This window comes from Citrobacter sp. Cy070, from assembly GCF_030332245.1.
In the GTDB taxonomy this organism is placed as follows: domain Bacteria; phylum Pseudomonadota; class Gammaproteobacteria; order Enterobacterales; family Enterobacteriaceae; genus Citrobacter; species Citrobacter youngae.
In genome coordinates this window covers 101,641-125,591 of the sequence record NZ_JAOWIG010000009.1, presented here as the reverse complement: position 1 = coordinate 125,591, position 23,951 = coordinate 101,641, and the positions used below count along the sequence as shown (strand labels likewise).

General features: G+C 54.7%; 21 protein-coding genes and 1 pseudogene. 11 read left to right on the top strand and 11 right to left on the bottom strand.

The genetic code is table 11. The features are described from left to right. The first annotated feature begins 2 nt into the window (after positions 1 to 2). Positions 3 to 59 carry an IS1 family transposase gene (locus OGY19_RS24395; RefSeq protein WP_003032489.1) on the top strand — a complete coding sequence of 19 codons (57 nt, stop codon included), beginning with the start codon at positions 3 to 5 and terminating at the stop codon, positions 57 to 59. A 13-nt stretch (positions 60 to 72) separates the two neighbouring features. On the opposite strand, the pseudogene OGY19_RS01105 reads toward OGY19_RS24395, so the two are convergent. Further along, positions 73 to 1,101: pseudogene (locus OGY19_RS01105) on the bottom strand (MFS transporter); the annotation flags it as partial. A gap of 536 nt (positions 1,102 to 1,637) precedes the next feature. On the opposite strand from OGY19_RS01105, the gene OGY19_RS01100 reads away from it, so the two are divergent. The 10 genes from OGY19_RS01100 to OGY19_RS01055 all read left to right on the top strand — a co-directional run bounded on the left by OGY19_RS01100 (position 1,638) and on the right by OGY19_RS01055 (position 15,304). Then, positions 1,638 to 3,128, top strand: coding sequence for an MFS transporter (locus OGY19_RS01100; protein ID WP_353655373.1), 1,491 nt, complete (start codon positions 1,638 to 1,640; stop codon positions 3,126 to 3,128). After that, positions 3,125 to 4,669 carry an FGGY family carbohydrate kinase gene (locus tag OGY19_RS01095; RefSeq protein ID WP_115601341.1) on the top strand — a complete coding sequence of 515 codons (1,545 nt, stop codon included), beginning with the start codon at positions 3,125 to 3,127 and terminating at the stop codon, positions 4,667 to 4,669. The genes OGY19_RS01100 and OGY19_RS01095 overlap by 4 nt, the downstream gene beginning before the upstream one ends. Further along, positions 4,666 to 6,345, top strand: coding sequence for a glycerol-3-phosphate dehydrogenase/oxidase (locus OGY19_RS01090; RefSeq protein ID WP_115601342.1), 1,680 nt, complete (start codon positions 4,666 to 4,668; stop codon positions 6,343 to 6,345). Before OGY19_RS01095 ends, OGY19_RS01090 begins: the two co-directional genes overlap by 4 nt. Then, on the top strand, positions 6,342 to 7,898 hold the full coding sequence (locus tag OGY19_RS01085; RefSeq protein ID WP_048213615.1) for an FAD-binding oxidoreductase: 1,557 nt from the start codon (positions 6,342 to 6,344) through the stop codon (positions 7,896 to 7,898). Before OGY19_RS01090 ends, OGY19_RS01085 begins: the two co-directional genes overlap by 4 nt. Next, the gene (locus OGY19_RS01080; protein ID WP_048213614.1) at positions 7,898 to 8,473 is read left to right on the top strand and encodes a glycerol-3-phosphate responsive antiterminator; all 576 of its coding nucleotides are present in this window, start codon (positions 7,898 to 7,900) and stop codon (positions 8,471 to 8,473) included. The genes OGY19_RS01085 and OGY19_RS01080 overlap by 1 nt, the downstream gene beginning before the upstream one ends. An 18-nt stretch (positions 8,474 to 8,491) precedes the next feature. Then, a complete protein-coding gene (locus tag OGY19_RS01075; RefSeq protein ID WP_048213613.1) occupies positions 8,492 to 8,806 on the top strand; it encodes a putative quinol monooxygenase in 315 nt (104 codons plus the stop codon). Positions 8,807 to 8,839: 33 nt separating this feature from the next. Then, positions 8,840 to 10,006 carry an iron-containing alcohol dehydrogenase gene (locus tag OGY19_RS01070; RefSeq protein WP_061068771.1) on the top strand — a complete coding sequence of 389 codons (1,167 nt, stop codon included), beginning with the start codon at positions 8,840 to 8,842 and terminating at the stop codon, positions 10,004 to 10,006. A gap of 362 nt (positions 10,007 to 10,368) precedes the next feature. Continuing rightward, entirely contained in the window at positions 10,369 to 11,436 is a 1,068-nt protein-coding gene (locus OGY19_RS01065) for an HlyD family secretion protein (protein ID WP_115601343.1), read from the top strand. Continuing rightward, positions 11,433 to 14,180 (top strand): ribosome-associated ATPase/putative transporter RbbA, encoded by a 2,748-nt coding sequence (rbbA, locus tag OGY19_RS01060; RefSeq protein ID WP_201442955.1) that lies wholly within the window; start codon positions 11,433 to 11,435, stop codon positions 14,178 to 14,180. Before OGY19_RS01065 ends, rbbA begins: the two co-directional genes overlap by 4 nt. Then, a complete protein-coding gene (locus OGY19_RS01055; protein WP_048213609.1) occupies positions 14,180 to 15,304 on the top strand; it encodes an ABC transporter permease in 1,125 nt (374 codons plus the stop codon). The genes rbbA and OGY19_RS01055 overlap by 1 nt, the downstream gene beginning before the upstream one ends. A 97-nt stretch (positions 15,305 to 15,401) precedes the next feature. On the opposite strand, the gene nikR is transcribed toward OGY19_RS01055, so the two are convergent. Genes nikR through OGY19_RS01005 form a run of 10 tightly spaced genes read right to left on the bottom strand, consistent with a single transcriptional unit; the run spans position 15,402 to position 23,950 of the window. Continuing rightward, the gene (gene nikR / locus OGY19_RS01050; protein ID WP_005121550.1) at positions 15,402 to 15,803 is read right to left on the bottom strand and encodes a nickel-responsive transcriptional regulator NikR; all 402 of its coding nucleotides are present in this window, start codon (positions 15,801 to 15,803) and stop codon (positions 15,402 to 15,404) included. Between the two features lie 49 nt (positions 15,804 to 15,852). Further along, positions 15,853 to 16,431, bottom strand: a complete 579-nt coding sequence (gene acpT / locus OGY19_RS01045) for a 4'-phosphopantetheinyl transferase AcpT (RefSeq protein ID WP_048213608.1) — start codon at positions 16,429 to 16,431, stop codon at positions 15,853 to 15,855. Position 16,432: 1 nt separating this feature from the next. After that, positions 16,433 to 17,662: a beta-ketoacyl-ACP synthase gene (locus OGY19_RS01040; protein WP_048213607.1), complete on the bottom strand. Its 1,230-nt coding sequence runs from the start codon at positions 17,660 to 17,662 to the stop codon at positions 16,433 to 16,435. Continuing rightward, positions 17,659 to 18,390, bottom strand: a complete 732-nt coding sequence (locus OGY19_RS01035; RefSeq protein ID WP_048213606.1) for a 3-ketoacyl-ACP reductase FabG2 — start codon at positions 18,388 to 18,390, stop codon at positions 17,659 to 17,661. Before OGY19_RS01035 ends, OGY19_RS01040 begins: the two co-directional genes overlap by 4 nt. After that, the gene (locus tag OGY19_RS01030; RefSeq protein ID WP_048213605.1) at positions 18,387 to 18,863 is read right to left on the bottom strand and encodes a hotdog family protein; all 477 of its coding nucleotides are present in this window, start codon (positions 18,861 to 18,863) and stop codon (positions 18,387 to 18,389) included. The genes OGY19_RS01035 and OGY19_RS01030 overlap by 4 nt, the downstream gene beginning before the upstream one ends. Further along, positions 18,860 to 20,029 carry a beta-ketoacyl-[acyl-carrier-protein] synthase family protein gene (locus OGY19_RS01025; RefSeq protein ID WP_115601345.1) on the bottom strand — a complete coding sequence of 390 codons (1,170 nt, stop codon included), beginning with the start codon at positions 20,027 to 20,029 and terminating at the stop codon, positions 18,860 to 18,862. The genes OGY19_RS01030 and OGY19_RS01025 overlap by 4 nt, the downstream gene beginning before the upstream one ends. 1 nt (position 20,030) lies before the next feature. Next, positions 20,031 to 20,642, bottom strand: coding sequence for a DUF3261 domain-containing protein (locus OGY19_RS01020; RefSeq protein ID WP_071887398.1), 612 nt, complete (start codon positions 20,640 to 20,642; stop codon positions 20,031 to 20,033). Continuing rightward, positions 20,639 to 22,957, bottom strand: a complete 2,319-nt coding sequence (locus OGY19_RS01015; protein WP_115601346.1) for an MMPL family transporter — start codon at positions 22,955 to 22,957, stop codon at positions 20,639 to 20,641. The genes OGY19_RS01020 and OGY19_RS01015 overlap by 4 nt, the downstream gene beginning before the upstream one ends. Continuing rightward, complete coding sequence (locus OGY19_RS01010) at positions 22,926 to 23,531, bottom strand: LolA family protein (RefSeq protein ID WP_061068763.1); 606 nt, start codon at positions 23,529 to 23,531, stop codon at positions 22,926 to 22,928. The genes OGY19_RS01015 and OGY19_RS01010 overlap by 32 nt, the downstream gene beginning before the upstream one ends. Next, positions 23,528 to 23,950: an acyl-CoA thioesterase gene (locus tag OGY19_RS01005; protein ID WP_048213601.1), complete on the bottom strand. Its 423-nt coding sequence runs from the start codon at positions 23,948 to 23,950 to the stop codon at positions 23,528 to 23,530. The genes OGY19_RS01010 and OGY19_RS01005 overlap by 4 nt, the downstream gene beginning before the upstream one ends. Between the last annotated feature and the right edge of the window lies 1 nt (position 23,951).

Genomic DNA, 23,951 nt, shown 5'->3' with positions numbered 1-23,951 from the left:
CGGTGGAGCTGCATGACAAAGTCATCGGGCATTATCTGAACATAAAACACTATCAATAAGTTGGAGTCATTACCCAGTTAAATACAACAGGAATAACGAGACTGACATCAATCCAACGGCACTGCCGATAGTGGTAACTGTTCCAGAAACCGCCACACAGATTGCCGCTCCAGCCAGGCAAACACCGAGAATGAGACGGCGAGAAAGCAGGGCATTGCCCGTTACCCGATAGATAAAGTCAGAGCATACGCCACCCAATACCATGCCGATTGCACCAATCACCCAGGGGATCACCGTTGCAATGCTGATTTCTTTAATATCAAGGTGTAGCGAGTGGTTCAGATAGCTTGGGAACCAGGTCAGGAAGAAAAAGAGTATGTAGTTATAGCTAAAGAAGGCCAGCGTCGTTGCCCACACCATCGGCTGCTTCATGTAGTAGCCGAGAGAAGGCATCGCTTTACCGTCATCCGCTAAAATGATGTCATCATGGTTTTCAAAATCGACACGTTCTTCCGGGGCGAGGTGTTTACTTTTTGAGGGTTTATCACTGGCAATGAAATACCAAAGTAATACCCAGGCTAAACCAAACAGGAAAATAATACCGAACGCCGGACGCCAGCCTAATGAAAGAGCCAGCAGGCCAACTACCGGACCGGAAATTGCGCCACCCAACGGCGAGCCAGCGCTGAAAATACCGATGGCAGTGGCAGATTCTTTACGCGAAATCCAGTTATTGATAATTTTATTACCTGCAGCACTGACCGGCCCTTCAGCCATGCCGAATAATACGCGGACAGCCAGCATAGTCCATAAGCCAGTAACCAGACTGGTCATCCCACAAAATACTGACCAGAGTAACGCGGCGACCAGAAATACTGTTTTGGGACCAAATCGGTCACTGGCCCAGCCACCGATAAAGTTAAACAGTGCATAACCAACAAAGAATGCGCTGAATATCATACCCATCTCAGCAGCATTGAATCCTAATTCCTTTTCGATGAGTGGAGCGGTGATCGACAATGCTGAACGATCCATATAGTTAAGCATGTAAACTATAAAAAGAAGAAAAACGATAAGCCATCCCATTGTTTTTCTTTTCATGATATATCCTCTTATTGTGGTCTAGCGGCCTGACCACAATATTTAAAACCTATTTTAAGATCACCATTCTTTTGATGCGAATGTGATCAACATAACGAAAAATTAGTGCTTTAAATAATCACGATCAAATGTGTTTTGGCGTATCTTTATGAATTTTGAGGTTTTTACTGTGAGCGGTAAAATTTAGGATAAAAGCGAACTTGGTATTCAACACCTATTTTGGATGGATATTGCAATAGCGTCGTACAGGGAGAACGGCGAACGTTCAGCGCAAATCAGGCGGCTACGTACAGTCACAGTGGTATCCCACCCGCTGAGAACAGAAAAATGGCTCATAATGACCTCGTTTTGTAATGATTCATTAACATTTGGGCTACATGTCACAGAATCAACGATGAGACTAAAAGTCGCTTTGACACGCTTTGGGTTACCTTCTAGAGTGGAAAAATACAGATTTTAGATAAGAGACTATCTGTGAAATTAAGATGGTCTCTTATTGCATTTTTTTAGCTAATGGCGACCTTCTTCCGAATATTATGAAGGGGAAAGCCATGTCCGCATGTTCATTCTCAAATCCGATAAAAATCCGCGGTGTAGATGATGTCATTAATTGCATCGATGCCAGGGGGAAAATCAGTGGCAGAGCTGGTGTTATTTGGTGGTTGGCACTAGGCGGCCTTTTTCTTGATGCTTTTTCAAATTCAGCTCTCAGTGCTGGATTAAACCCAATGACCCGCAATTTAAATCTTACTGCGACCGAAGTTGCACTACTTACCTCATTTTCATCCTGGGTAGCCATATTATTTAACCCGATTGGCGGCTGGATAGCCGATCGCTGGGGTCGTGTGCCACCGCTGATCATTGCCAAAATAATGGCGGTGATTGGTGCTTTGTTGGTGATGTCATCCTCCAGTTTTAGCACGATAATAGTGGGTCGCTTCTTTGTTGGCGTCTCTTACGGGATGGACTTTGCTGTGGCAATGGCCATGCTGGCAGAGTTCACGCCTGTGAAACTCAAAAGCCGTCTAAATACCTGGCAGGGTGTCTGGTATGTTGCCGTTTGTTTAAATTTGGTATTAGCGCTGATGTTTTACTCATGGGACGTAGGTGATGCCATCTGGCGTTATTCCATTGCTGTAACGGCGTTATGTGGAATCATCGTTCTGTTTTTCCAGTTCCGTTATTTAGTGGAAAGCCCGGTTTGGCTGGCAAGGAAATCCCGATTACCTGAAGCTATCGTTTCCATGAATAAAATATATGGTGAACAGTTTATTCTGGCGCCGAAAGCAGAACAGAAACCCGTTATTGGTCAGGCTGAAAAAGGCGCAAGAAATGTGCTGTTAATATTCCGTGGCGTCTATTTACCACGTACGATTCTGGCTTCGACCGTTCAAATCTGTCAGTCAATCCAATATTTCGGTGTGGGCTGGTATTTACCGGTTATTAGTGCTGCGATGTTTGGTAAAAATTTTGTTTACGCAACCTTATGTTCACTGTTTTTTAACGTTTTCGGTATCGTCGGCGGTTTCTTATCTCCCGCGATTGGCCGCCGTCTGGGATTGCGCCGCTCCTCGGCGATCGGTTTTGCCGTGGCCTTCCTCGTGCTACTCACGCTGGGTCTGTTCAGTGACACTATGCCACTTTGGGCCTCTTTGCTGGTCCCTGCACTGTTTATTCTTTGCCACTCTGGCGGACCTGGTGCAAACGGGAAAAGCCTGTCGTCACTCTCTTTTCGCAGTGAACTGCGGGCTGGCGCGAACGGCGTGGTCGGTGCGCTCGGGGCAATAGGTGCGGCGCTCGGGCTGTTTATTTTCCCGGTATTCCGTGATTTGTATGGCCTGCAAACGACCTTCCTGATCATGTCTGCCGTGCCGCTGTTTGCGAGCATTATCTGTTTTGTTATTCCGTGGGACCCCACTCGCACCACTATTCAGCCGGATAACGAGCCAGGTGCGCCGCAGTTCGAATCACCCCATTCACCTTATCCAGAGTCGATGACCCCAGAATCAAACAGGAGTACGAAATGAGTGAATACGAAGATGTCATTCTGGCTATCGATGAAGGTACATCGGGGACCCGTGCGGCAGTTGTTGCACAAAATAGCCAGGTTCACTGCCTGGAATACCAGCCGCTTCAGGTCAGCAGTCTGCGTCATGGTGTGGTGGAACAAGATGCTGATGAGGTCTTGCAGGCCACTATTGAGGTTTGTCGCAAAGCGATAGCTAACGCGCAATGCAACAAGATGCGCATTGTGGCGCTGGCGATTGCGACCCAACGCTCAACGGCAGTGCTGTGGGATGCGCAAACGGGTAAGGCATTAACTCCGGCGATGGTATGGCAGGATGCGCGTTTCACGGATGAACTGGCCCAGTTAGCCCCTGAATGGGATGCAAAACTGCTGCCGCGGATTGGGCGACCGGTTGGGATACGCTCTCCTTATCTTTGGGCGTCGCGCCATCTTGCCAATACGCCTGCGGTGGCGAAGGCGTATCAGGCTGGAACGCTGGTCTTTGGTACCGTTGATAGCTGGTTGCTTTGGCACTTGGCGCAGGAGAAAAAAAGTGTCACCACACCGACAAATGCCACCTCCGCTGGCGCGTATTGCCTCAAAGAGCATCACTATCATTTGCCATGGCTACAGACTCTGGGCTTCCCGGCGTCATTGCTGCCTGAATTACATGATGATGCCGATGACTTCGGCACCACTCATGAAGATATTCTGGGGATAAGCGTGCCGATCCTGGCCTGCGCAGGGGATCAGTTTGCAGGGGCTATTGGGCTGGGGTGTACCGAGCGAGGACAGGCTTTTTGTATGCATGGCACTGGCAGCTTTGTTGATTTAATGATGGGGCCAACGGTACCAACCTTGCAAAAGGGCTGTGAAAGTACGCTCACCATGACGGCGCGCCGCCAAAAAGGGCTTTCGCATTTCTCTGTCGAAACCTTTGTCCCCACTACCGGTTCGGCGCTCAACTGGGTGTGCGAAAAGCTGCATTGGTTTGACTCACCCGAACAGATCAGCGAACTGGCCGCGCAGGCTAGCGACGCGGGTGGCGTGAGTTTTATTCCGGCGCTAACGGGGCTACGCGTACCCCATCTTCAGCCTCATGCCCGTGCGTCCCTGAACGGTATCTCAATCTCGACCACGCACTCGCAGGTGGCCTACGCGATTCTGGAAGGGATTGCGCATTCGGTCGCGGCCTGTATTCGCGCAAATGAAGCGGCAACCGGGATCCCCACAAAAGAGTTGGTAGTCGGGGGAGGGTTATCCAATAGCGATACGTTATTGCAAATCCAGGCCGATCTTAGCGGTATTCCCGTGCGGCGAATGGCCGAAACGGCGCGGGCAAGCTTACGTGGCGTTGCGTTTTTGGCTGGTGCCGATGGGCTGCTGTGGGACTCGCTGTCGGATGCCTGCGCCATGCTAAAAACCGCGCGGCTATTTGAGCCGAAAATCAGTCATGACCTTCGCGAACAAAAAATTAACCGCTGGGCGATGCGTATTGCACTCGAAATGGAAGCCGCCGACAGCCTCACCTCAGCTAATCAGGAGCACACTTACTCATGAAGTTTTTCCCTTCGCGAAAGCCCAACAAAACCTGTAGTGAGATGTACGGTGCAGAGCCATTACGTCTCCAGCGCGCTGAACAACTGGATCGACTGGAAAGCGACACCTACGACATTCTGATTGTCGGTGGTGGCGTAACCGGAGCCTACGCGGCGTTGGATGCCAGTCTGCGTGGCTACCGGGTGGCGCTGATTGAGAAAAGTGACTTTGCCTCAGGCACGTCATCAAAGTCATCGAAAATGGTACACGGCGGTCTGCGCTATATCGAACAAGGGAATCTGGGGCTGGTTCGCCACTCTTTACTCGAACGCCAGCGTATGCGGAGGAATGCCCGTCATCTGGTGCAACGGTTACCCTTTTTATTCCCGGTGCTCGATAAAAATGGCGTATTCGACAAGCGGATGTCTGCTGCATTTGAAAGCCTGCTCTGGACCTACGACCTTGCGGGAGGATGGCGGGAAGGCATCCTTCACCAAAAACTTACCCCTGCGGAAGTGCTGTCGCATTGCCCGACGCTCAAAGAAGAACAGCTATCCGGTGGTTTTATGTATTTCGATGCCCGTGTCGACGATGCCCGACTTACGTTGGCTTTGGTGCGCACGGCGGCGTTTCATGGCGCGGTGGTGACCAACCATGCGGAAGTCATCGAAACCACGCGCGACCAGCACGGCAAAGTGAATGGGGCCATCGTCTATGCCGATGGCAGAGAAATTCAGGTCAACGCGCGGGTTGCCATCATGGCGACGGGCGTCTGGCTGCGTGACTGGAATGGGCTGAAAAAAGGTGACGCATCACCGCTGAATATCCGTCCTGCCAAGGGGGTACATGTTGCTATTCCGTGGATGAAGATCCGCAATGATTGCACGGTGACGATCCCGGTTGCCGGGCGCAGCCGCCGCGCGACGATCACCCGTTGGGGCAACGTTTCCTATTTGGGGACCACGGATGAGGATTATCAGGGCGATCTCAATGATGTTCACTGCAATCGCGCTGAATTGGACTTTCTGCTGGAAGGTGCGAATTCGGCATTGAAAACCGATCTCCGCCCGGAAGACGTGGTGGGTAGTATCGCCGGTTGCCGCCCTCTGGTGGGGACGGCGGGAGGCAAGACCGTTGAAATGAAACGTAATCATGAAATCACGGTTGCGGCAGATGGTCTGATTACGATTGTCGGCGGCAAGCTGACGACATCACGTCATATGGCAGAAGAGACCATCGATGCCGCCAGCAAAATACTCGGCCGTAAAAAGGCCTGCTCAACTAAAACCGCCTGGTTGCTGGGGGCGGCGGGCTATGACCCGCAGGCGATTCTGGCATCGGGCGGTTTGTCTGCGCACCTGGGGGAGCGCTACGGGACTGAAGCGCATTTTGTCAGTGACCTTATCCAGTCCAATCCCTTACTGGCAAAGCCAATTGTGGAAGGGCTTCCCTATACCGAAGCTGAAGTGGTGTATGCCGTGCGCCATGAACTCGCCAGCACCATTGATGATGTGTTATCGCGCCGAATTCGTGCCCGTCTGATGGCTCGTGATGCGTCAGCGAATGCTGCGCAACGCGTGGGGGAAATTCTGCAACAAGAGCTCAAGCTTCAGCCTGAACAGGTGGCCCGGCAGGTAGCCAGCTATCAGACGGCAATTAAACATGAAAAATCAACACTTATGGGGACATCCGAATGATCAGTAAAGAAGCGATTAAACGCGGTTACAACCGTGGAAATTATACTGTAGGTGCACACACGCGACCGGCATGGGCGACGGATATCAAAAGCAGCGGTGGCGCGAAAGGGATGCAGATTGATCCGGTGGCGATGAGCGAAGCGACGTTTGATCGACTGCGGGTCATTGCAGATGAGGTGCTGACATCGGAATCTGATGTGATTACCTGGACCCGCGACTGGTGGGCCGGTTCGATGATTGCGGAAACCCAGGGCGCACCGGCCACGTCAAAAGGGGCGATTGTACGTGTCTCTACGGTAGAACAAATTCAGGATGTGATGCGTCTGGCGAATGCGTTGGCAATCCCGGTCACGGTTTCCGCCGGGCGCAGTAACGTCACTGGTGCCGCATTGCCGTTGCGGGGAGGCATTGTGCTGGACGTTTGCGAACTCAACAAACTTATCGACTTCGATCCACAAAGCCAGATTGTTGACGTTGAAGCCGGCATGTTCGGCGACATTTTTGAACAAACTATCCAAAAAGAGTACGGCATGACGATGGGCCACTGGCCGTCATCGTTTGGTATCAGTACCGTGGGCGGTTGGGTGGCCTGTCGTGGCGCGGGACAGCTGTCGACCCGCTACGGCAAAATTGAAGATATGGTCTATGGGATGGATGTCGTCCTTGCCGATGGCCGCTTAATCACCGTGGGTGGCTATGCGCGTAGCGCAACGGGGCCTGATCTACAGCAGATGTTTATTGGTTCTGAAGGCACATTGGGTGTGATTGTCCGTGTGCGTTTGAAGCTTCATCGCCTGCCGGATTATGGCCGCGCCATCGCCTGGGGTTTTTCCAGCTTCGCCAGTGGACTGGAGGCATGTCGCGAAATCTTACAGCATGGGGCGAATCCGGCGGCACTGCGTTTGTACGATAACCTGGAAAGCGGCGTGCAGTTTGGTCTGCCAGAGACCAATGTCCTGTTGATTGCGGATGAGGGGGAGCCTGAGATTGTCGATGCGGTAATGGCTATCAGCGAACGTGTGTGCCAACGCGGCGGACAACAACTCGACGGCGAGGCTATTTTTGAACGCTGGCTGGACACCCGATATCTGACCGGAAAAAGTGCTGAAGGCTTTAAAAAGAGCCCAGGTCTGGTGGCGGATACGCTGGAAATGGTGGGACGTTGGCGCGATCTTAGCGACGTGTATGATGATGTGGTGGCCGCTATTAACGCCGTACCCGGCACGCTGGCCGGTTCGGCGCATCAGTCTCACGCCTACATCGACGGCGCATGCCTCTATTTCTCATTGCGCGGTGATGTGGCGATTGAGCAACGTGCGGCCTGGTATCGTGCGGCATGGGATGCAGCGAATGCGGTGCTAATTAAGCACAACACCTCCCTTAGCCACCATCATGGTGTTGGTCTCCTGCGTTCGCCCTATATGCAGGCTTCTTTAGGCGAATCGCTTTCCGTTCTGGCGGATATCAAATACGCGCTGGATCCGAAAAACATTCTTAACCCAGGCAAACTGGGGTTAAGCGTCGATCTTCCTTCACATCAGGCAGGTCAGTAATGATCAAAAATCTTGGCGTGCTCCTGGCACGGCAGCCCGTCATTATGGCGATTTACGGTATTGAGCAATTGAAAACCGCGCTGTCCAGCAAGGCGGAAGTCTGCATTATTGCCAATATTGACCTGATTAAGCTCCATCCGGTGATAGAACTGCTGTCGCAGGCGGGGAAGTACGTCATCGTGAATATCGACAGCTGCAATGGGCTGTCCCAGGATAAGGGCGGCATTGATTATGTGGCCGAAACGGGAGCGATGGGGTTGCTCTCGACGCGTTTGCAAACCGTACAGCGAGCGAAAAAGTGTGGACTGGTGACGATGCAGAAAATCTTTGTCACCGACCGTTCTACCTGGCTACGCAGCCTGAAAGCCGTAGAACAAAGCGAACCCGATTACGTGCAACTGATGCCCGCGCAGATGTTGCCGCTACTCTCACAGGCTGACCGTAATGTGTTGCCGCCAATAGTGGCATCAGGCTTCGTCTGTAACGAGGAACATGCTCAAACGGCGCTGTTACACGGCGCGATAGCCGTTTCGAGCAGTGATAGCGCGTTATGGGATATAGACCTTCACCGTTAGAACACCGGGAGCCCGACCATGGAGAATTCACAACTTTTTGTTATTGCACATTATTTTTCTCGTAAGGGAATGGGAGACAAGGTCAATGATGCGCTCAGACTGCTTGCCCAGGCCTCGCGTCAGGAGCCTGAAAACATCACCTATGAGTTTTTCCGTTCTACGGAAGACGGCGATCGCTTTGTGATTATTGAAACCTATCGTTGTCCTGAGGGTCTCGAACTTCATCGACAAACGGAGCATTTTCAACGTATTGGCGTTGGGATTATCAACCCGTTGCTTGAGCGTAAAGAGGTGAAAAGCTTTCTCACTCATGCCGATACACCGCGTAGTTAAAAGCTGGCCATTTTTACTACCAGGAGTACATCAATGAACAATGTCATGAAGGATTTTACGTTTTCAACTGTACCGGAAATTATCGTCGAGTGGGCGGGAGCATCACGAGCAGGGGAGATTATTCAGCCGCGATTTAGCGCGCGTCGCGTGTTGTTGGTGACCGACCCCGGACTGGTCAAAGCAGGGATTCTGCCGCCTGTTTTGCATAGCCTGCAAGAGGCAGGGTTTCAGGTGACGGTCTATGATCGGGTCCAACCCGATCCGCAGGAACGTCTTGTCCGGGAAGCCTTACAGGTTGCTCGTGATGACCATTGCGATATGGTCATTGGTCTGGGCGGCGGCTCCTCGCTGGATGTCGCGAAGCTGGTGGCCGTGTTAATCAACTCTGAGCAAGATCTGCAGGCGCTTTACGGTATTGGCAAAGTTTCCGGGCAGCGTCTGCCGCTGATTAACATCCCTACCACGGCAGGGACGGGCTCAGAAGTCACTAATATTTCGATTTTGACGACCAATGATGACAGCAAAATGGGGATTGTCGCACCACAGCTATATGGCGATTTGGTGCTGCTGGATGCGCAATTGACGCTTGGACTTCCTCCGGTTCATACGGCGGCGGCTGGCATCGACGCGATGGTGCATGCCATTGAGGCTTATACCGGTAAACATAAGAAGAACCCCATTTCGGATGCGCTGGCGCGGGAAGCATTACGCTTAATTAGCCGCCATCTGGTGACTGCCTGTCGTGATGGGAACAACCGTGAAGCGCGAGAAAATGTTCTGCTGGGCGCGATGCTGGCAGGCCAGGCTTTTGCCAATTCCCCAGTGGCCGCAGTGCATGCGCTGGCTTATCCCCTTGGCGCACGACACCATATTCCACATGGGTTGTCGAATGCGCTGATGCTGATTCCGGTGCTGCAGTTTAATGCGCCAGTCGCTGCGCCGTACTATGCCGAGCTGGCTGCTGTTATTGGCGAGGAGGTGTCGGGGAATATGGAGAAAGATGCCGCGATATTTATTGCTGCGATGGTACGCATTATTGCTGAATCGGGTGCACCGAAAAAGCTGCGCGATGTCGATATACCTGCTGAAACGCTGGCGATATTGGCTCAGGATGCCATGCAGCAGACTCGTCTTCTGGATAACAATCCTGTTCCGCTCACGGCAGATGATGCGTTGCGGCTATACCAACACGCGTTTTAAACAGAACACTCGCCAAAAGCTTGTCCGGCGAGTGGATTGCCGGACACTGTTTTGCCCGATGACATCGCGAGAACAACCGAATAGACATATCGAATCCAGGTGTTAGTATTCAATAGATAGCAGTTATGAGTATGCGTGTTTCATTTCCGGCCAGGAACGCTGATGATGACAACATTACTACCCGATTTCACAGCATTTTCGTCATTCACTTCCTTCGCGGTATGCGTTGCTATAACGCCTGTCCGCTCTTTGGCCATCGTTTATCATTCCTTCTCATCCCGGATGGAATCTCTCACTGAATAGCAGTTCAGTGGGTTTTGTGACACGCATCGTTTGATAACAGGGATTACGGCGGGTCGAATATGGATAAGATTAAGCGTCATCTGGTGTGGTGGGGCGCGGGTATTGTGGTGGTGGTTGCTGCAATAGCATGGTGGATGTTGCGTCCTGCGGGGATACCGGAAGGGTTTGCCGCCAGCAACGGCAGAATTGAAGCCACTGAAGTGGATATTGCCACCAAAATTGCCGGACGTATTGATACGATCCTCGTATCGGAAGGGCAGTTCGTTCGTCAGGGCGAGGTGCTGGCGAAAATGGATACCCGCGTGCTGCACGAGCAGCGGCTGGAAGCGGTCGCGCAAATCAAAGAAGCGGAAAGTGCAGTTGCGGCGGCACGGGCGTTGCTGGAACAACGGCAAAGTGAAATGCGCGCCGCGCAGTCGGTGGTAAAACAGCGCGAGGCGGAACTGCAGTCGGTCTCTAAACGTCACGTGCGCTCCCGTTCACTGTCCCAACGTGGTGCGGTGTCTGAGCAACAGCTGGATGACGACAGGGCTGCGGCAGAAAGTGCGCGCGCGGCGCTGGAATCCGCCAAGGCGCAGGTCTCTGCGGCAAAAGCCGCGATTGAAGCCGCCCGTACCAGCATTATTCAGGCGCAAACCCGCGTTGAAGCCGCGCAGGCCACCGAACGTCGTATTGCCGCTGATATTGATGACAGCGAGCTGAAAGCCCCGCGCGATGGTCGCGTGCAGTACCGTGTCGCCGAACCGGGCGAGGTGCTTTCCGCGGGCGGGCGCGTGCTGAATATGGTCGATCTCAGCGATGTCTACATGACATTCTTCTTACCTACCGAACAGGCTGGTTTATTGAAGATTGGCGGTGAAGCTCGCCTGGTGCTGGATGCCGCGCCGGATCTGCGTATTCCGGCGACCATCAGCTTTGTGGCAAGCGTCGCGCAGTTCACGCCGAAAACGGTCGAAACCAGTGATGAACGGCTGAAGCTGATGTTTCGCGTCAAAGCGCGTATTCCACCAGAGCTGTTGCAGCAGCATCTGGAGTACGTGAAAACCGGTCTGCCGGGCATGGCGTGGGTGCGTGTTGATGAAAATCGCCCCTGGCCTGACGACCTGGTGGTGAGGTTGCCGCAATGACGCATCTGGCGCTGGTTCCCGTTCCTCCCGTGGCGCACCTTGACGGCGTGAGTCAGCATTACGGGAAAACGGTAGCGCTGAACAACATCACGCTGGATATCCCCGCCCGCTGCATGGTGGGGCTGATTGGCCCGGATGGCGTCGGAAAATCGAGCCTGCTGTCGCTTATTTCCGGTGCGCGGGTGATTGAACACGGCAACGTGATGGTGCTGGGCGGCGATATGCGCGACCCAAAACATCGCCGGGATGTCTGCCCGCGTATTGCCTGGATGCCGCAAGGGCTGGGTAAAAACCTGTACCACACGCTGTCGGTGTATGAGAACGTCGACTTCTTTGCCCGGCTGTTTGGTCATGACAAAGCGGAACGCGAAGCGCGGATTACCGAGCTACTGAACAGCACCGGACTGGCGCCGTTTCGCGATCGTCCTGCCGGGAAACTCTCGGGTGGGATGAAGCAAAAGCTGGGGCTGTGCTGCGCGTTAATCCACGACCCGGAATTGCTCATTCTTGATGAACCCACCACCGGGGTAGACCCGCTGTCCCGCGCCCAGTTCTGGGATCTGATTAACAGCATTCGCCAGCGTCAGACCAATATGAGCGTGCTGGTCGCCACCGCCTATATGGAAGAAGCCGAGCGCTTTGACTGGCTGGTGGCGATGAACGCGGGTGAGGTATTGGCCACCGGGAGCGCCCAGCAGCTACGCGAACAAACCAACAGCGCCACGCTGGAGCAGGCGTTTATTGCGTTGTTACCTGAAGCGCAGCGTCAGGCGCACAAACCGGTGGTGATCCCGCCTTATCACGCTGAGCAGGAAGAGATTGCCATTGAGGCGAAAGACCTGACCATGCGCTTCGGCAAGTTTGTCGCCGTTGACCACGTTAACTTTCGTATTCCCCGCGGGGAGATCTTCGGCTTTCTCGGCTCCAACGGCTGCGGTAAATCCACCACCATGAAGATGCTCACCGGTCTGCTGCCCGCAAGCGAAGGTGAGGCGTGGCTGTTTGGGCAAGCGGTTGACCCGAAGAATATCGATACCCGCCGCCGGGTAGGCTATATGTCGCAGGCGTTTTCGCTCTACAGCGAGCTGACCGTGCGGCAAAACCTTGAGCTACACGCGCGACTGTTCCATATCCCCGAAGCGGAAATCCCCGGGCGGGTACAAGAGATGAGCGAGCGCTTTTCGCTGACCGATGTCGAAGACACGTTGCCCGGTGCGCTGCCGTTGGGGATCCGTCAACGCCTGTCGCTGGCGGTGGCGGTGATCCATCGCCCTGAAATGTTGATTCTCGACGAACCGACCTCCGGGGTCGATCCGGTGGCGAGGGACATGTTCTGGCAACTGATGGTTGATCTGTCGCGTCAGGATAAAGTCACCATTTTTATCTCTACCCACTTTATGAACGAAGCGGAGCGCTGCGACCGTATGTCGCTGATGCACGCCGGAAAAGTACTCGCCAGCGGCACGCCGCAGGAGCTGGTGAAACAGCGTGGTGCCGCCAGCCTGGAAGAGGCTTTTATCTCCTGGCTACAGGAAGCAGCAGGCCCGGCGCCGGAAGCTCAGTTAGCGCCAGCCAATGTTCCGATAGCGCATGAGAATAGTCAGCCGCCGCGGCAGGGCTTTAGCCTGCGGCGCTTGTTCAGCTACAGCCGCCGTGAAGCGCTGGAGCTGCGGCGGGATCCGGTGCGTTCAACGCTGGCGCTGATGGGGACGGTGATCCTGATGCTGATCATGGGCTACGGCATCAGCATGGACGTGGAAAACCTGCGTTTTTCGGTGCTCGATCGTGACCAGACAGTCAGCAGCCAGGCGTGGACGCTGAATCTGGCGGGATCGCGCTATTTTATTGAGCAGCCGCCCCTCACCAGTTATGACGAGCTGGACAAGCGAATGCGTTCGGGTGAAGTGGCGGTAGCAATAGAGATCCCGCCAAACTTTGGCCGCGATATCGCGCGTGGCACGCCGGTGAAGATTGGCGTCTGGGTCGATGGCGCAATGCCGAGCCGCGCTGAAACGGTCAGAGGTTACGTGCAGGCGATGCACCAGACCTGGCTGCAGGATGTGATGGCGCGTCAGCCCAATGCCAGTGGGCAAAACGGGCTGATGACCATTGAAACTCGCTATCGTTACAACCCGGATGTGAAGAGTCTGCCGGCGATTGTTCCGGCGGTGATCCCGCTGTTGTTGATGATGATCCCTTCAATGCTCAGCGCACTCAGCGTAGTGCGCGAGAAAGAGCTCGGATCGATTATCAACCTGTACGTCACGCCCACGACCCGCAGTGAGTTTTTGCTCGGCAAACAGTTGCCTTACATCGTGCTGGGCATGCTGAACTTTCTGCTGCTGTGCGCGCTGTCGGTGTTTGTGTTCGGCGTGCCGCATAAGGGCAGCTTTATGACCCTGACGCTGGCCGCGCTGCTGTACGTCACCATTGCCACCGGGCTGGGGCTGTTAATCTCCACGTTTATGAAAAGCCAGATCGCGGCCATTTTTGGTACGGCGATTATCACGCTTATCCCGGCGACGCAGTTTTCCGGGATGATCGATCCGGTCGCCTCGCTGGAAGGGCCGGGCCGCTGGATTGGCGAAATCTACCCGACCAGTCATTTTTTGACCATTGCGCGTGGAACGTTCTCTAAAGCGTTGGATCTGACGGATCTCTGGCAGCTGTTTATGCCGCTGGCAATCGCCATTCCGGTGGTGATCGGTCTGAGCGTATTACTGCTGAAAAAACAGGAGGGGTGATGCGCCGATTACGCAATATTTATAACCTCGGCATCAAAGAGTTACGCAGCCTGCTGGGCGACAAAGCGATGCTGACGCTGATCGTCTTTGCCTTCACGATTTCAGTTTATTCTTCCGCGACCGTCCTGCCGGGTTCGCTGCATCTGGCGCCGATTGCTATTGCCGATATGGACCAGTCACAGTTGTCGAATCGGATTGTGAACAGCTTTTATCGCCCGTGGTTTTTACCGCCGGAGATGATCACCGCCGATGAGATGGATGCCGGGCTGGATGCCGGACGCTACACCTTTGCCGTGAACATTCCGCCTGATTTTCAGCGCGATGTGCTGGCAGGAAGACAGCCGGATATTCAGGTTAACGTCGATGCCACGCGGATGAGCCAGGCCTTTACCGGCAACAGTTATATCCAGAATATCATCAGCGGCGAAGTGAACAGCTTTGTGGCGCGTTACCGTGACAACAGTGAGCCGCCGGTGGCGCTGGAAATGCGCATGCGCTTTAACCCCAATCTGGAACCTGCCCGTTTTGGCGCGGTGATGGCAATCATCAACAACATTACCATGCTGGCGATTGTGCTTACCGGCTCGGCGCTAATTCGCGAACGTGAGCACGGGACCATTGAGCATCTGCTGGTGATGCCGGTAACGCCTTTTGAGATCATGATGGCAAAAATCTGGTCGATGGGGCTGGTGGTGCTGGTGGTTTCCGGTCTGTCGCTGATGCTGATGGTAAAAGGTGTGCTTGGCGTACCCATTGAAGGTTCGATACCGCTGTTTATGCTGGGCGTGGCGCTAAGCCTGTTCGCGACCACCTCGATCGGTATTTTTATGGGCACGCTGGCGCGCTCCATGCCGCAACTGGGATTGCTGATGATTCTGGTGCTGTTGCCGTTACAGATGCTCTCCGGCGGCTCCACGCCGCGTGAAAGCATGCCGCAGGCCGTACAGGACATCATGCTGACGATGCCGACTACCCACTTTGTCAGCCTGGCGCAGGCGATTCTTTATCGTGGCGCAGGGTTCGGCATCGTCTGGCCGCAGTTTCTGACGTTGCTGGCGATTGGCAGTGCGTTCTTCCTGATAGCGCTGCTGCGCTTTAGAAAGACGATTGGCACGATGGCGTGAACATTATTGCCGGATGGCGGCTACGCCTTATCCGGCCTACAAACGAGAACGGGTGTAGGCCGGGTAAGCGAAGCGCCCCCGGCAACGAAACAGGTAATTACTCTTCTTTCGGCAGGCACTGCAAATGACCATGACGTACGCCGCGCTGGGAAATCACATCATCGGCAAAATGCTGAACATCGCCCATGTCGCCTTTTAGTACGGCGATTTCCAGGCAGTCGTCATGGTTGATGTGAACGTGTAGCGTAGCGACCGATAAATCATGGTGATGGTGCTGCGTCGAAACAATGCGGCTGGCCAAATCACGCTTCTCATGTTCATAAACATACGAGAGTACCGCGAAGCCCTGAGTGCCATGCTCCTGGGTCGTTTCCTGCGCCAGCGCACCACGCAAAATATCGCGAATCGCTTCAGAACGGTTGTTGTAACCACGGCGCTGGCTCAGGCTATCCAGCGTTTCCAGTAAATCGTCATCGAGAGTAATGGTGACTCGTTGCATCTGCAGTTAACCTTTCATGTCGCGCGTTGGCGCACAGGGAATGCGGGAGTTACAGCCTCTGCACGGCGTCGGCTGTCAGGGTAAATGGCGTTGGCGTGCACACGGCCAGACTCAGGGTTTCGAGCTGGCACTGGCTAACGGAGAGCGAGGATGTCAGTGTAGTGCTATCGACGCTGACAATTTGCCAGGCGCTGCCGCCACGCTGCTTAACGATGGCTTCTTTGCGCGTCCAGATGCGCCAGAAAGCCGCCAGTTGGTGTTCCGGATGTTCTGCTTCGATTTCGGCATGTTCCCCAAGACTGAACACCGTATTCGCCAGCGTCTTCCAGTTTTCGCGCGGGCGCACGACTTCAATATCGCAGCCCACTTCCCCTTCGTCGCTAAGCAGCAGAGCAATGTCATCACCGCTGTGGCTAAGATTGAACCACAGCGGCGTGTCGGCTGAAAAGGCCGGTTTTCCTTGCTCGCCGTAGACGATATCAGGCAATGGGGAAAGGGCATGGGAAAGCAGCACGCGGCCAGCCAACCAGCGTGCGCGGCGAGCACCCTGCGGTGCCTGCTCATAGAGCGCATGAGGCAGCACGCCGGTGCTTAAATCAGAAACTTTCCCTAGAACGATCCGGTACATATCACGGCCAACGTTTGATGATGATAGAAGTATTGATGCCGCCAAACGCAAAGTTATTGCTCTGCAAAAACTCGCAATCAATCTTGCGGGCTTCACCCATAATGTAATCCAGCGCGCCACAATTGGCATCTGGCTGACTCAAATTCAGCGTAGGCGCAAACCAGCCTTCACGCATCATTTGCAGACTCATCCAGGCCTCCAGTGCGCCACAAGCGCCAAGGGTATGCCCAAAATAGCTTTTAAGCGAGGATAGCGGCACATTATCACCATAAATTGCGGCAGTCGCCTGACTTTCTGCAATATCGCCACGATCGGTAGCGGTACCGTGCGCTGAAATATAGCCGATATCCCGGGCGCTAATACCGGCCATGCTCAGCGATTTTTCCATGCAAATCTGCATTGTCTCACGCTGTGGCTGGGTGATATGGGCAGCATCGCAGTTAGTGGCAAAGCCGACGATTTCACCGTAAATCGTTGCTCCGCGCGCTTTAGCGTGTTCCAACTCTTCCAGCACCAGCGTACCAGCACCTTCCCCGATGACCAGACCATCGCGTTTTTCATCGAATGGGGAGGGAGTGGTTTTCGGTTCGTCGTTGCGCTGGCTGGTGGCGAACAGCGTATCAAATACGGCGGCTTCGGAAGGGCACAGTTCTTCTGCACCACCGGCAACCATCACAGTTTGATAACCGTGTCGGATGGCTTCCCATGCGTAACCAATTGCCTGGCTACCGGAGGTGCAGGCGCTGGATGTCGGGATGACTCGCCCACGCAGGCCGAAAAACAATCCGGTGTTAACAGCCGTGGTGTGCGGCATCATTTGCACGTAGGTCGTGCCGGTGATGTTATTGGTGTGCTTCTCGGTCAGCATGGTCGCGAACTCACTCACCGGCCCGGTGCTGCCTGTGGAGGAACCGTATGCTATTCCGGTTTCACCGTTGGTCAGTACCCGATCGCCAATCAGTCCGGCTTGTTCTAACGCCAGTTCTGATGCGCGAGTGGACATCAGCGACACGCGACCCATGGCGCGAATGCGCTTGCGGGTATAGTGTTCCGGCAGAGTGAAGTTATCGATCGGCGCACCCAACAGCGTGTGCAGTCCGTCATAAACCTGCCACTCCGGCATTTTGCGTACCGCATTTTCATACGCCAATAGCCTGGCTGAGACATCCTGCCAGTTTTCCCCAAAGGCGGTGACGCCGCCCATGCCTGTAATCACGACACGACGTGTCATAACATCCCTCCATTGATGGAAATCACCTGGCGAGTGACATAGCCCGCCACATCCGACATTAAATAACTGGCAAGCCCGGCCACTTCTTCAGCCTGACCTATCCGTTTCATGGGGATCATCGACATCGCCTCTTTCAATGCGGCTTCTTCCATCTCGATCATCCCGGTATCAATCAGTCCTGGTGCAATACAGTTTACGGTAATTTTGCGTTTTGCCAGTTCGATGGCCAGCGCTTTGGTGGCGCCAATAATACCGGCTTTTGCTGCACTGTAATTAACCTGACCGCGGTTGCCCATCACGCCGGATACCGAAGACAGTGTGATGATACGACCCCCCTGGCGTGCGCTAATCATCGGCATAATGCACGGATGAATGACGTTGTAAAAGCTGTCGAGGTTGGTGTGGATCACCGCATCCCAGTCGTTATCGCTGAGCGCAGGGAAGGCGGCATCACGCGTTACCCCGGCGTTGCTGACAATGCCGTACCATGCGCCGTTAACCTCAATATCGTGCTCCAGTACTTCACGGCATTGCTCGCGATTGGCAACGTCAAACGTCAACAGACGCCCTGCGCCGCCAGCGGCGAGGATAGCCTCCAGCGTGTCTTGTGCACCTTGTGCATCGCGATGATAGTGCACGCCGACCACAAAGCCGTCTGCCGCCAGTTGTCTGGCGATGGCGCGACCGATACCTTTGCTGGCACCCGTAACTAAAACTGAACGACTCATGTGGACGCTCCTTGTTGAAATAGCGTGTTAATTTCTTCTGTTGTCGGCTGGAAGGTGTTGACGCGACCGGTTGCCAGCGTCTTGTTGTCTGCCTGAATGACGCATTCAAAGCTACCGAATCGTGCATCCTGCATCAGCAATTTGACATGAATGCTCAGCCGCTTTCCGGCAGGCAGAACACCCGCAGCACAGACTAACTCGCGTGCGCCCAGCACCATACCTAATGCAATACTCGCCTGACCGTGTTGCTGGCGGTGCCAGCCAGACCAGACGCCAATGGTCTGCGCCATTAATTCCAGTGCGAACCAGCCGGGCAGATTGCCATCGGGGTCGAGGAAAGGGGCCAGTACGCTGTTTGCCGATACCGTCACGTGGCAGGTGGCAGTTTCGTCCGCCACACTGACGACCTCTTCAAGGAGCAACATCGGCGCGTCATGCGGTAAATAATCGCCCGGTGATAAATAGTGGCTCATGAGATTCTCCCGAGCAGGATGCTGGCATTATTACCGCCGAAGGCGAACGAGTTAGATAAGATTACCGGGCGAGTCAGCGGCTGCGGTTGTTCAATGATGCCGCAGGGTGGCAATGTTTCATCGCGCGGCGACTGGCTAAAATCCTGCGGTGGCAGGGGCAGGTTGCGTTGCAGAATCAGCATACTGATTGCTGCTTCGGTGATCCCCGCCGCGCCCAGCGTGTGCCCGGTCAGGTGTTTGGTTGAACTGCATGGGACCGTGTCGCCAAATAGCGTGCTCACGACGTTGGACTCAATCTGATCGTTGAGCGGAGTGGCCGTTCCGTGCAGATTGATATAGCCCACGTGTTCCGGTGTCATTCCTGCGTCGTTAAGCGCCTGGCCTATGGCGCGAATGGCACCTTCTCCCTGCGGGTGGGGAGCCGAAATATGGTATGCATCGCTGGATTCGCCGACACCCAGCAGCGCAATGGGCTGTGGCTCGCGGGTTAATACCATCAATGCGGCGCCTTCGCCGATGGTGATCCCATTGCGGTCGCGGCCAAACGGCTGACATCGCGTTGGGGAGAGCGATTCCAGACTGTGGAAACCGTTGATGGGCATCCGACTTAGCGTATCGGCACCGCCGACAATGGCAATATCCACCAGACCAGATTCGATTAAGCGACGCCCGCTCATGATTGCCCGTGCACTGGACGAGCAGGCGGTTGAGAGCGTAAAGGCCGGGCCATCCAGCGCCAGCCAGTGGCTAAGAAAACGCGACGGATCGCCCAGTTCCTGCTGCGGGTAGCGCCAGTCGGTGCTCTCTTTGTCGTTGAGCATCAGATCAACGTGAACGTCACCTTCATTCAGACCGGAGGTGCTGGTGCCGAGAACGACAGCAATACGATCGCGGCCAAACCGGGCGATAGCGTCGTCTACCTGTGGCTGGATTTGTGCCAGTGCAGCCAGCAGTAGCTGGTTATTGCGCGAACGATGTGCGCTAAATTGCTGAGGGATCGCGGGCAGATCACCGTCTACACCTGCTAATACGGCGGGTGGATGTCCTTGTAGCCAGTTCGCGCGCGGACGCATTCCCGGCGCTATGCCACGTGTGAGGTTGGCGGCGATTTCATCGGTGTTATTGCCCAACGCGTTAATCATGCCAACGGCAGAAATGTAGATCATCTCAGTCACCCAGGTATTGAATGGTGATGTGGTATTTAAATACGTGCTGCTCAATGCTGATCGGTTCGCGTTTTCCTTTGCGATTCAGATACGTGATTTCCGTGACCAGTTTGCCGCGGCTATTGCGCAGTTCACGTGTATCGCCCGTATCGACGAGCGTCCAGCCTTGAGGTAATTGCGGTTGCCAGGCGCTAATTGGCCAATGACTAAGCATCACGTCAGCCAGCACCTGGCTTGCGGGCGGCAGTTGCGGAACGATGATCGATTGTTCGGTGTGCAATCCTTTTTCATCGTAAGTCACGAGGAACAGGCGAATGCCAACTGATGACAACCCGGCCAGTGTGATTTTCTTATCATCAGCATTAAGCATGACCAACAGCGACTGCGTTTTGCCGTTAAAACTTCCGGTCAGCAGCTGTTGTGAATTCACCGCGGGAGAAATCCCCGGAGCAGGTAGCGTCACACGTGTTCCCGGCTCTAACCAGGCTTGTGGGCGGCCTTGCTGTTCCGGCTGTGTGTGGCTGCAACCGGCAAGAATCAGTGCGGCGAGCGCTATCATTAACGGCCTGATAAGGCGAATCCGCCACCCGGCAAAAAATGTCGATAACATCATCTTTTTTTCTTCTCTCTTTTCGTTGGCATCGCCAGCGGTGACAGCAAAAATGCAGTGAAAATACCGCTCACCAATACAATGCCAAAACTGCTGATTGCCTGAGTGGCGCTAAAGACCAGCATGCCGAGCGTCAGGAGCGTAGTCATCATCGCCAGTGTGATAGCCAGTAGCGACGTCAGTGGCGTACCGCGTGGATTACTGAAAAACAGCGTGTAGTTAATGCCAATCCCCAGCACCAGCACCAGTGCCAGCAGCGAGAACAGGTTGAGCGCGTGCCCACTCAGAGCCAGTACCGCCAGACCACAACCTAAAGACAGCACTGAGGGGACCAGGCTAATAAAGCCTTTACGCCAGCCAAGTCGAATGACGGCGCCACAGGCAATTACTGCCAGCGCAACGCATAGCAAGCCCGTCAGAATATGGCGATACAGCGCAAACAGAGTGTCAAAGCTGCTCTTACGATCCACCCACGCAACGCCGGAATATTTCGTGCTGAGCGTGTTTAAAGCATCACTTTGTTTCACCCCTTCAACGGGAACCAGCACGCTGCTTTCACCGTCTGCCAGCGACAGCCACAGTAAGCGCCAGCCTTCACTGGCCGGGCTGGAAAGCCAGGCATCGACGGTGACCGGCATAGCGCTAAGATCGGGTTTCACCGTTGCCAGCCCGGCGCTGTTTAAGGCTTTTGTGACGGCGGGCGCGGCATCTTTTAACAGGGTGAGATCCTGCTGCTGCCGGGCGAGCGAATTTAACGGAATAGTGCGATATCCGCTGAGTAATCCGTCTTTTTTTGCCTCTTCCAGCGCGGGAGTAAAGGCTTCCAGTCGCTCCAGCGTTTGTTGAGCGGATTTGCCGTACACGACAAACCACTTCTGGTCGACGCTTTGCCCGGTCAGGGCGGTAATTGCTTTTTCCTGAGCGAGAATGTCCTGCGGCAGCGCCTGTAACTGGGAGATATCATCGTCTACGCGTAGCGTTGCCATGCCTGCCAACGAGAACAACGCGAGCGCCACCGGTAGGCCAACGGATAATTTCTTATTCCGCCGCCAGGCGGCAAGCCAGCGTAGCATGAGTACCATTGCCGGAACCGGGCGCACCGGCAACCTGTGACACAACCATGGGTGCCAGAAAATGACCGTCAGGCACGAGGCACTCAGACCCACCGCCGCGAATACCGCCATCTGGCGAATACCGGGGAAGGGGGCCAGCATCATAATCAGATAAGCCGCCACGGTAGTGAGCAGTGCCAGGAGCAGGGCATTGCGTACTTTGGCAAGGCTTTGCCATGGCGATGTTTCTGCACCGTGCACCATCCGCTCGGTCAAATAGTAGAGCGTATAATCGGCGGAAATACCGATGATGCTCATGCTCATCACCAGCGTCATCAGATGGAGTTCGCCAAAAATCAGCAACGTGACGACGGTTCCCGCCAGCGCGCCAATACCAATTGAAATCAGGCACAGCAGCAGCGGACGCAGCGAACGAAACACGGCCACGATGAGCAGGATCACCCCGATCACGGTCGCTATGCCGAGGGTCGAGATATCCTGTTTCGCCTGCTGGCTGGCGTAATCGCTGTAGAACAGCGTTCCGCGAGACAGTAATTGTGCCTGCGGATAGTGGGCTTTGAACTCACCTTCCAGCGTATTCAGCGTGGTGACCAATTGGTGCGTCTGTTGCATATCAAACGATGAGCCGGTCAGCTCGCCATGTAACAGATACCAGTAGTTGCCTTGCTCGTCCTGAGTGACCAGCCAGCCTTCCATCAGGCGTAAACGCTGGCCATTTTTGGCCATGGCCAACTGCGAGCCGCGCATCAGCATGAGGGGATCGTTTTGCAACTCTTTGCCGCTGACACCGGAGAATGCGGAGTAAAGCTGGGACAGGATCCACTGGGCCTGGGCTTCGCCGCCGTTTTGCAGACGAGCGCGGGTATCGTTATCTATCAGGCCGTTACGGTGTTTCCAGAAGAAAGCCCCCCATGCCTGCTGGCTGTCGGCGTCCATCGGGCCTTTCACCTGGGCCAGCGCGTGCGATTTTTGCAGCAGCGTCAGCCAGTCTTGCGCCGCCGACGGGTCCGGTTGCTTACCGGGACTCACCAGCCAGACCAGTTGCCGGTCGAGGCGCTGCATAAAGCCTTCGTTCAGGCTCGGGGGAATGTCGCCCATTGCCTGTTTTGGCAGCATGGCCAGCACGCTGCTATTGAGCCTGGCCTGCGGGAGTAGCGTCAACAAGACGCCCAGCATAATCAGGCAGGCGAGCCCCCATAACAGCGCGGGACGTTTACTGGGCGGCAAAGCGTTGGCGTTCATCATCGGTCAGTTGCGCTGGCGTCAGTTGGTGTTGGGAAAGCGCGATATCGGTGCGATCGCCCTGCTTGTCATTGAGCTGAATGCTCTCCAGGTAGGTCTTGCCAGCTAAATCAATCGTCGCGAAAATCTTATCCAGTGGCGTGGTGATTGGCGTCAGGCGTAACGTCCAGCGCCCCTCCCCTACGTCGGTAAAGGTCACGCGGAAGTTTTGCTCCAGCACCTTACGATCCGCCTGGAATAATGCACGTAGCAGATGATTGAACTGGAACATTTGCGGGTTGTTTTCGGCGGTGATGGTCTGCGGTGGCTGACCGTTAATCACCTGAACCATCCGCTTATCATCAAGCAACAGTTGCATCGGGAACGGCGCGGTTTGGTCCCACAACAGACCCTGGTCACGGGCGATCAGCATTTTGCCCTGAGACCGCAGCGGCTGCGGCAGATCTTTTATCGTCCGGGTTTGATCGAAATGGGCGCGAATGACCGGCTGTTCGGTAAAACGCTGTTGCAGGTCATCAAGCGTCAGGGCGCTGACAAAAGGGCTGATGAGCAGCACCAACAATGGCCATAATTTCATGGCGTCACTCCCATTCGTTCAAACAAAATATCCGGGCTGACAAAGCACAGCTCACGGCTTTTTTCGTCCACGGCGACCTGGATGGTATAGCCCGTTGTGGCGCGTTTTCCTGTTTCAGCATCGAAAATGTCGTAGTCGATACGCAGGCGATTTTCGAACTCTTTAATACGGGCACGCACACGGATACGCTGCTCGAAAGTCAGGGCGTTGCGATACTTCACCCGGGTGTCGACCACGGGCCACAAATAGCCGGACGCTTTCATCTGCCGATAACCGTAATTGAATTGGTTCAGCAGTGCCTCGCGGGCAATCTCGAAATAGCGGAAGTAGTTGCCATGCCACGCTACACCCATCATATCGACGTCGTGAAACGGAATAGTCAGCTCGACTTCAGCCGTAAAGCGGGGATCGTTAAGCACC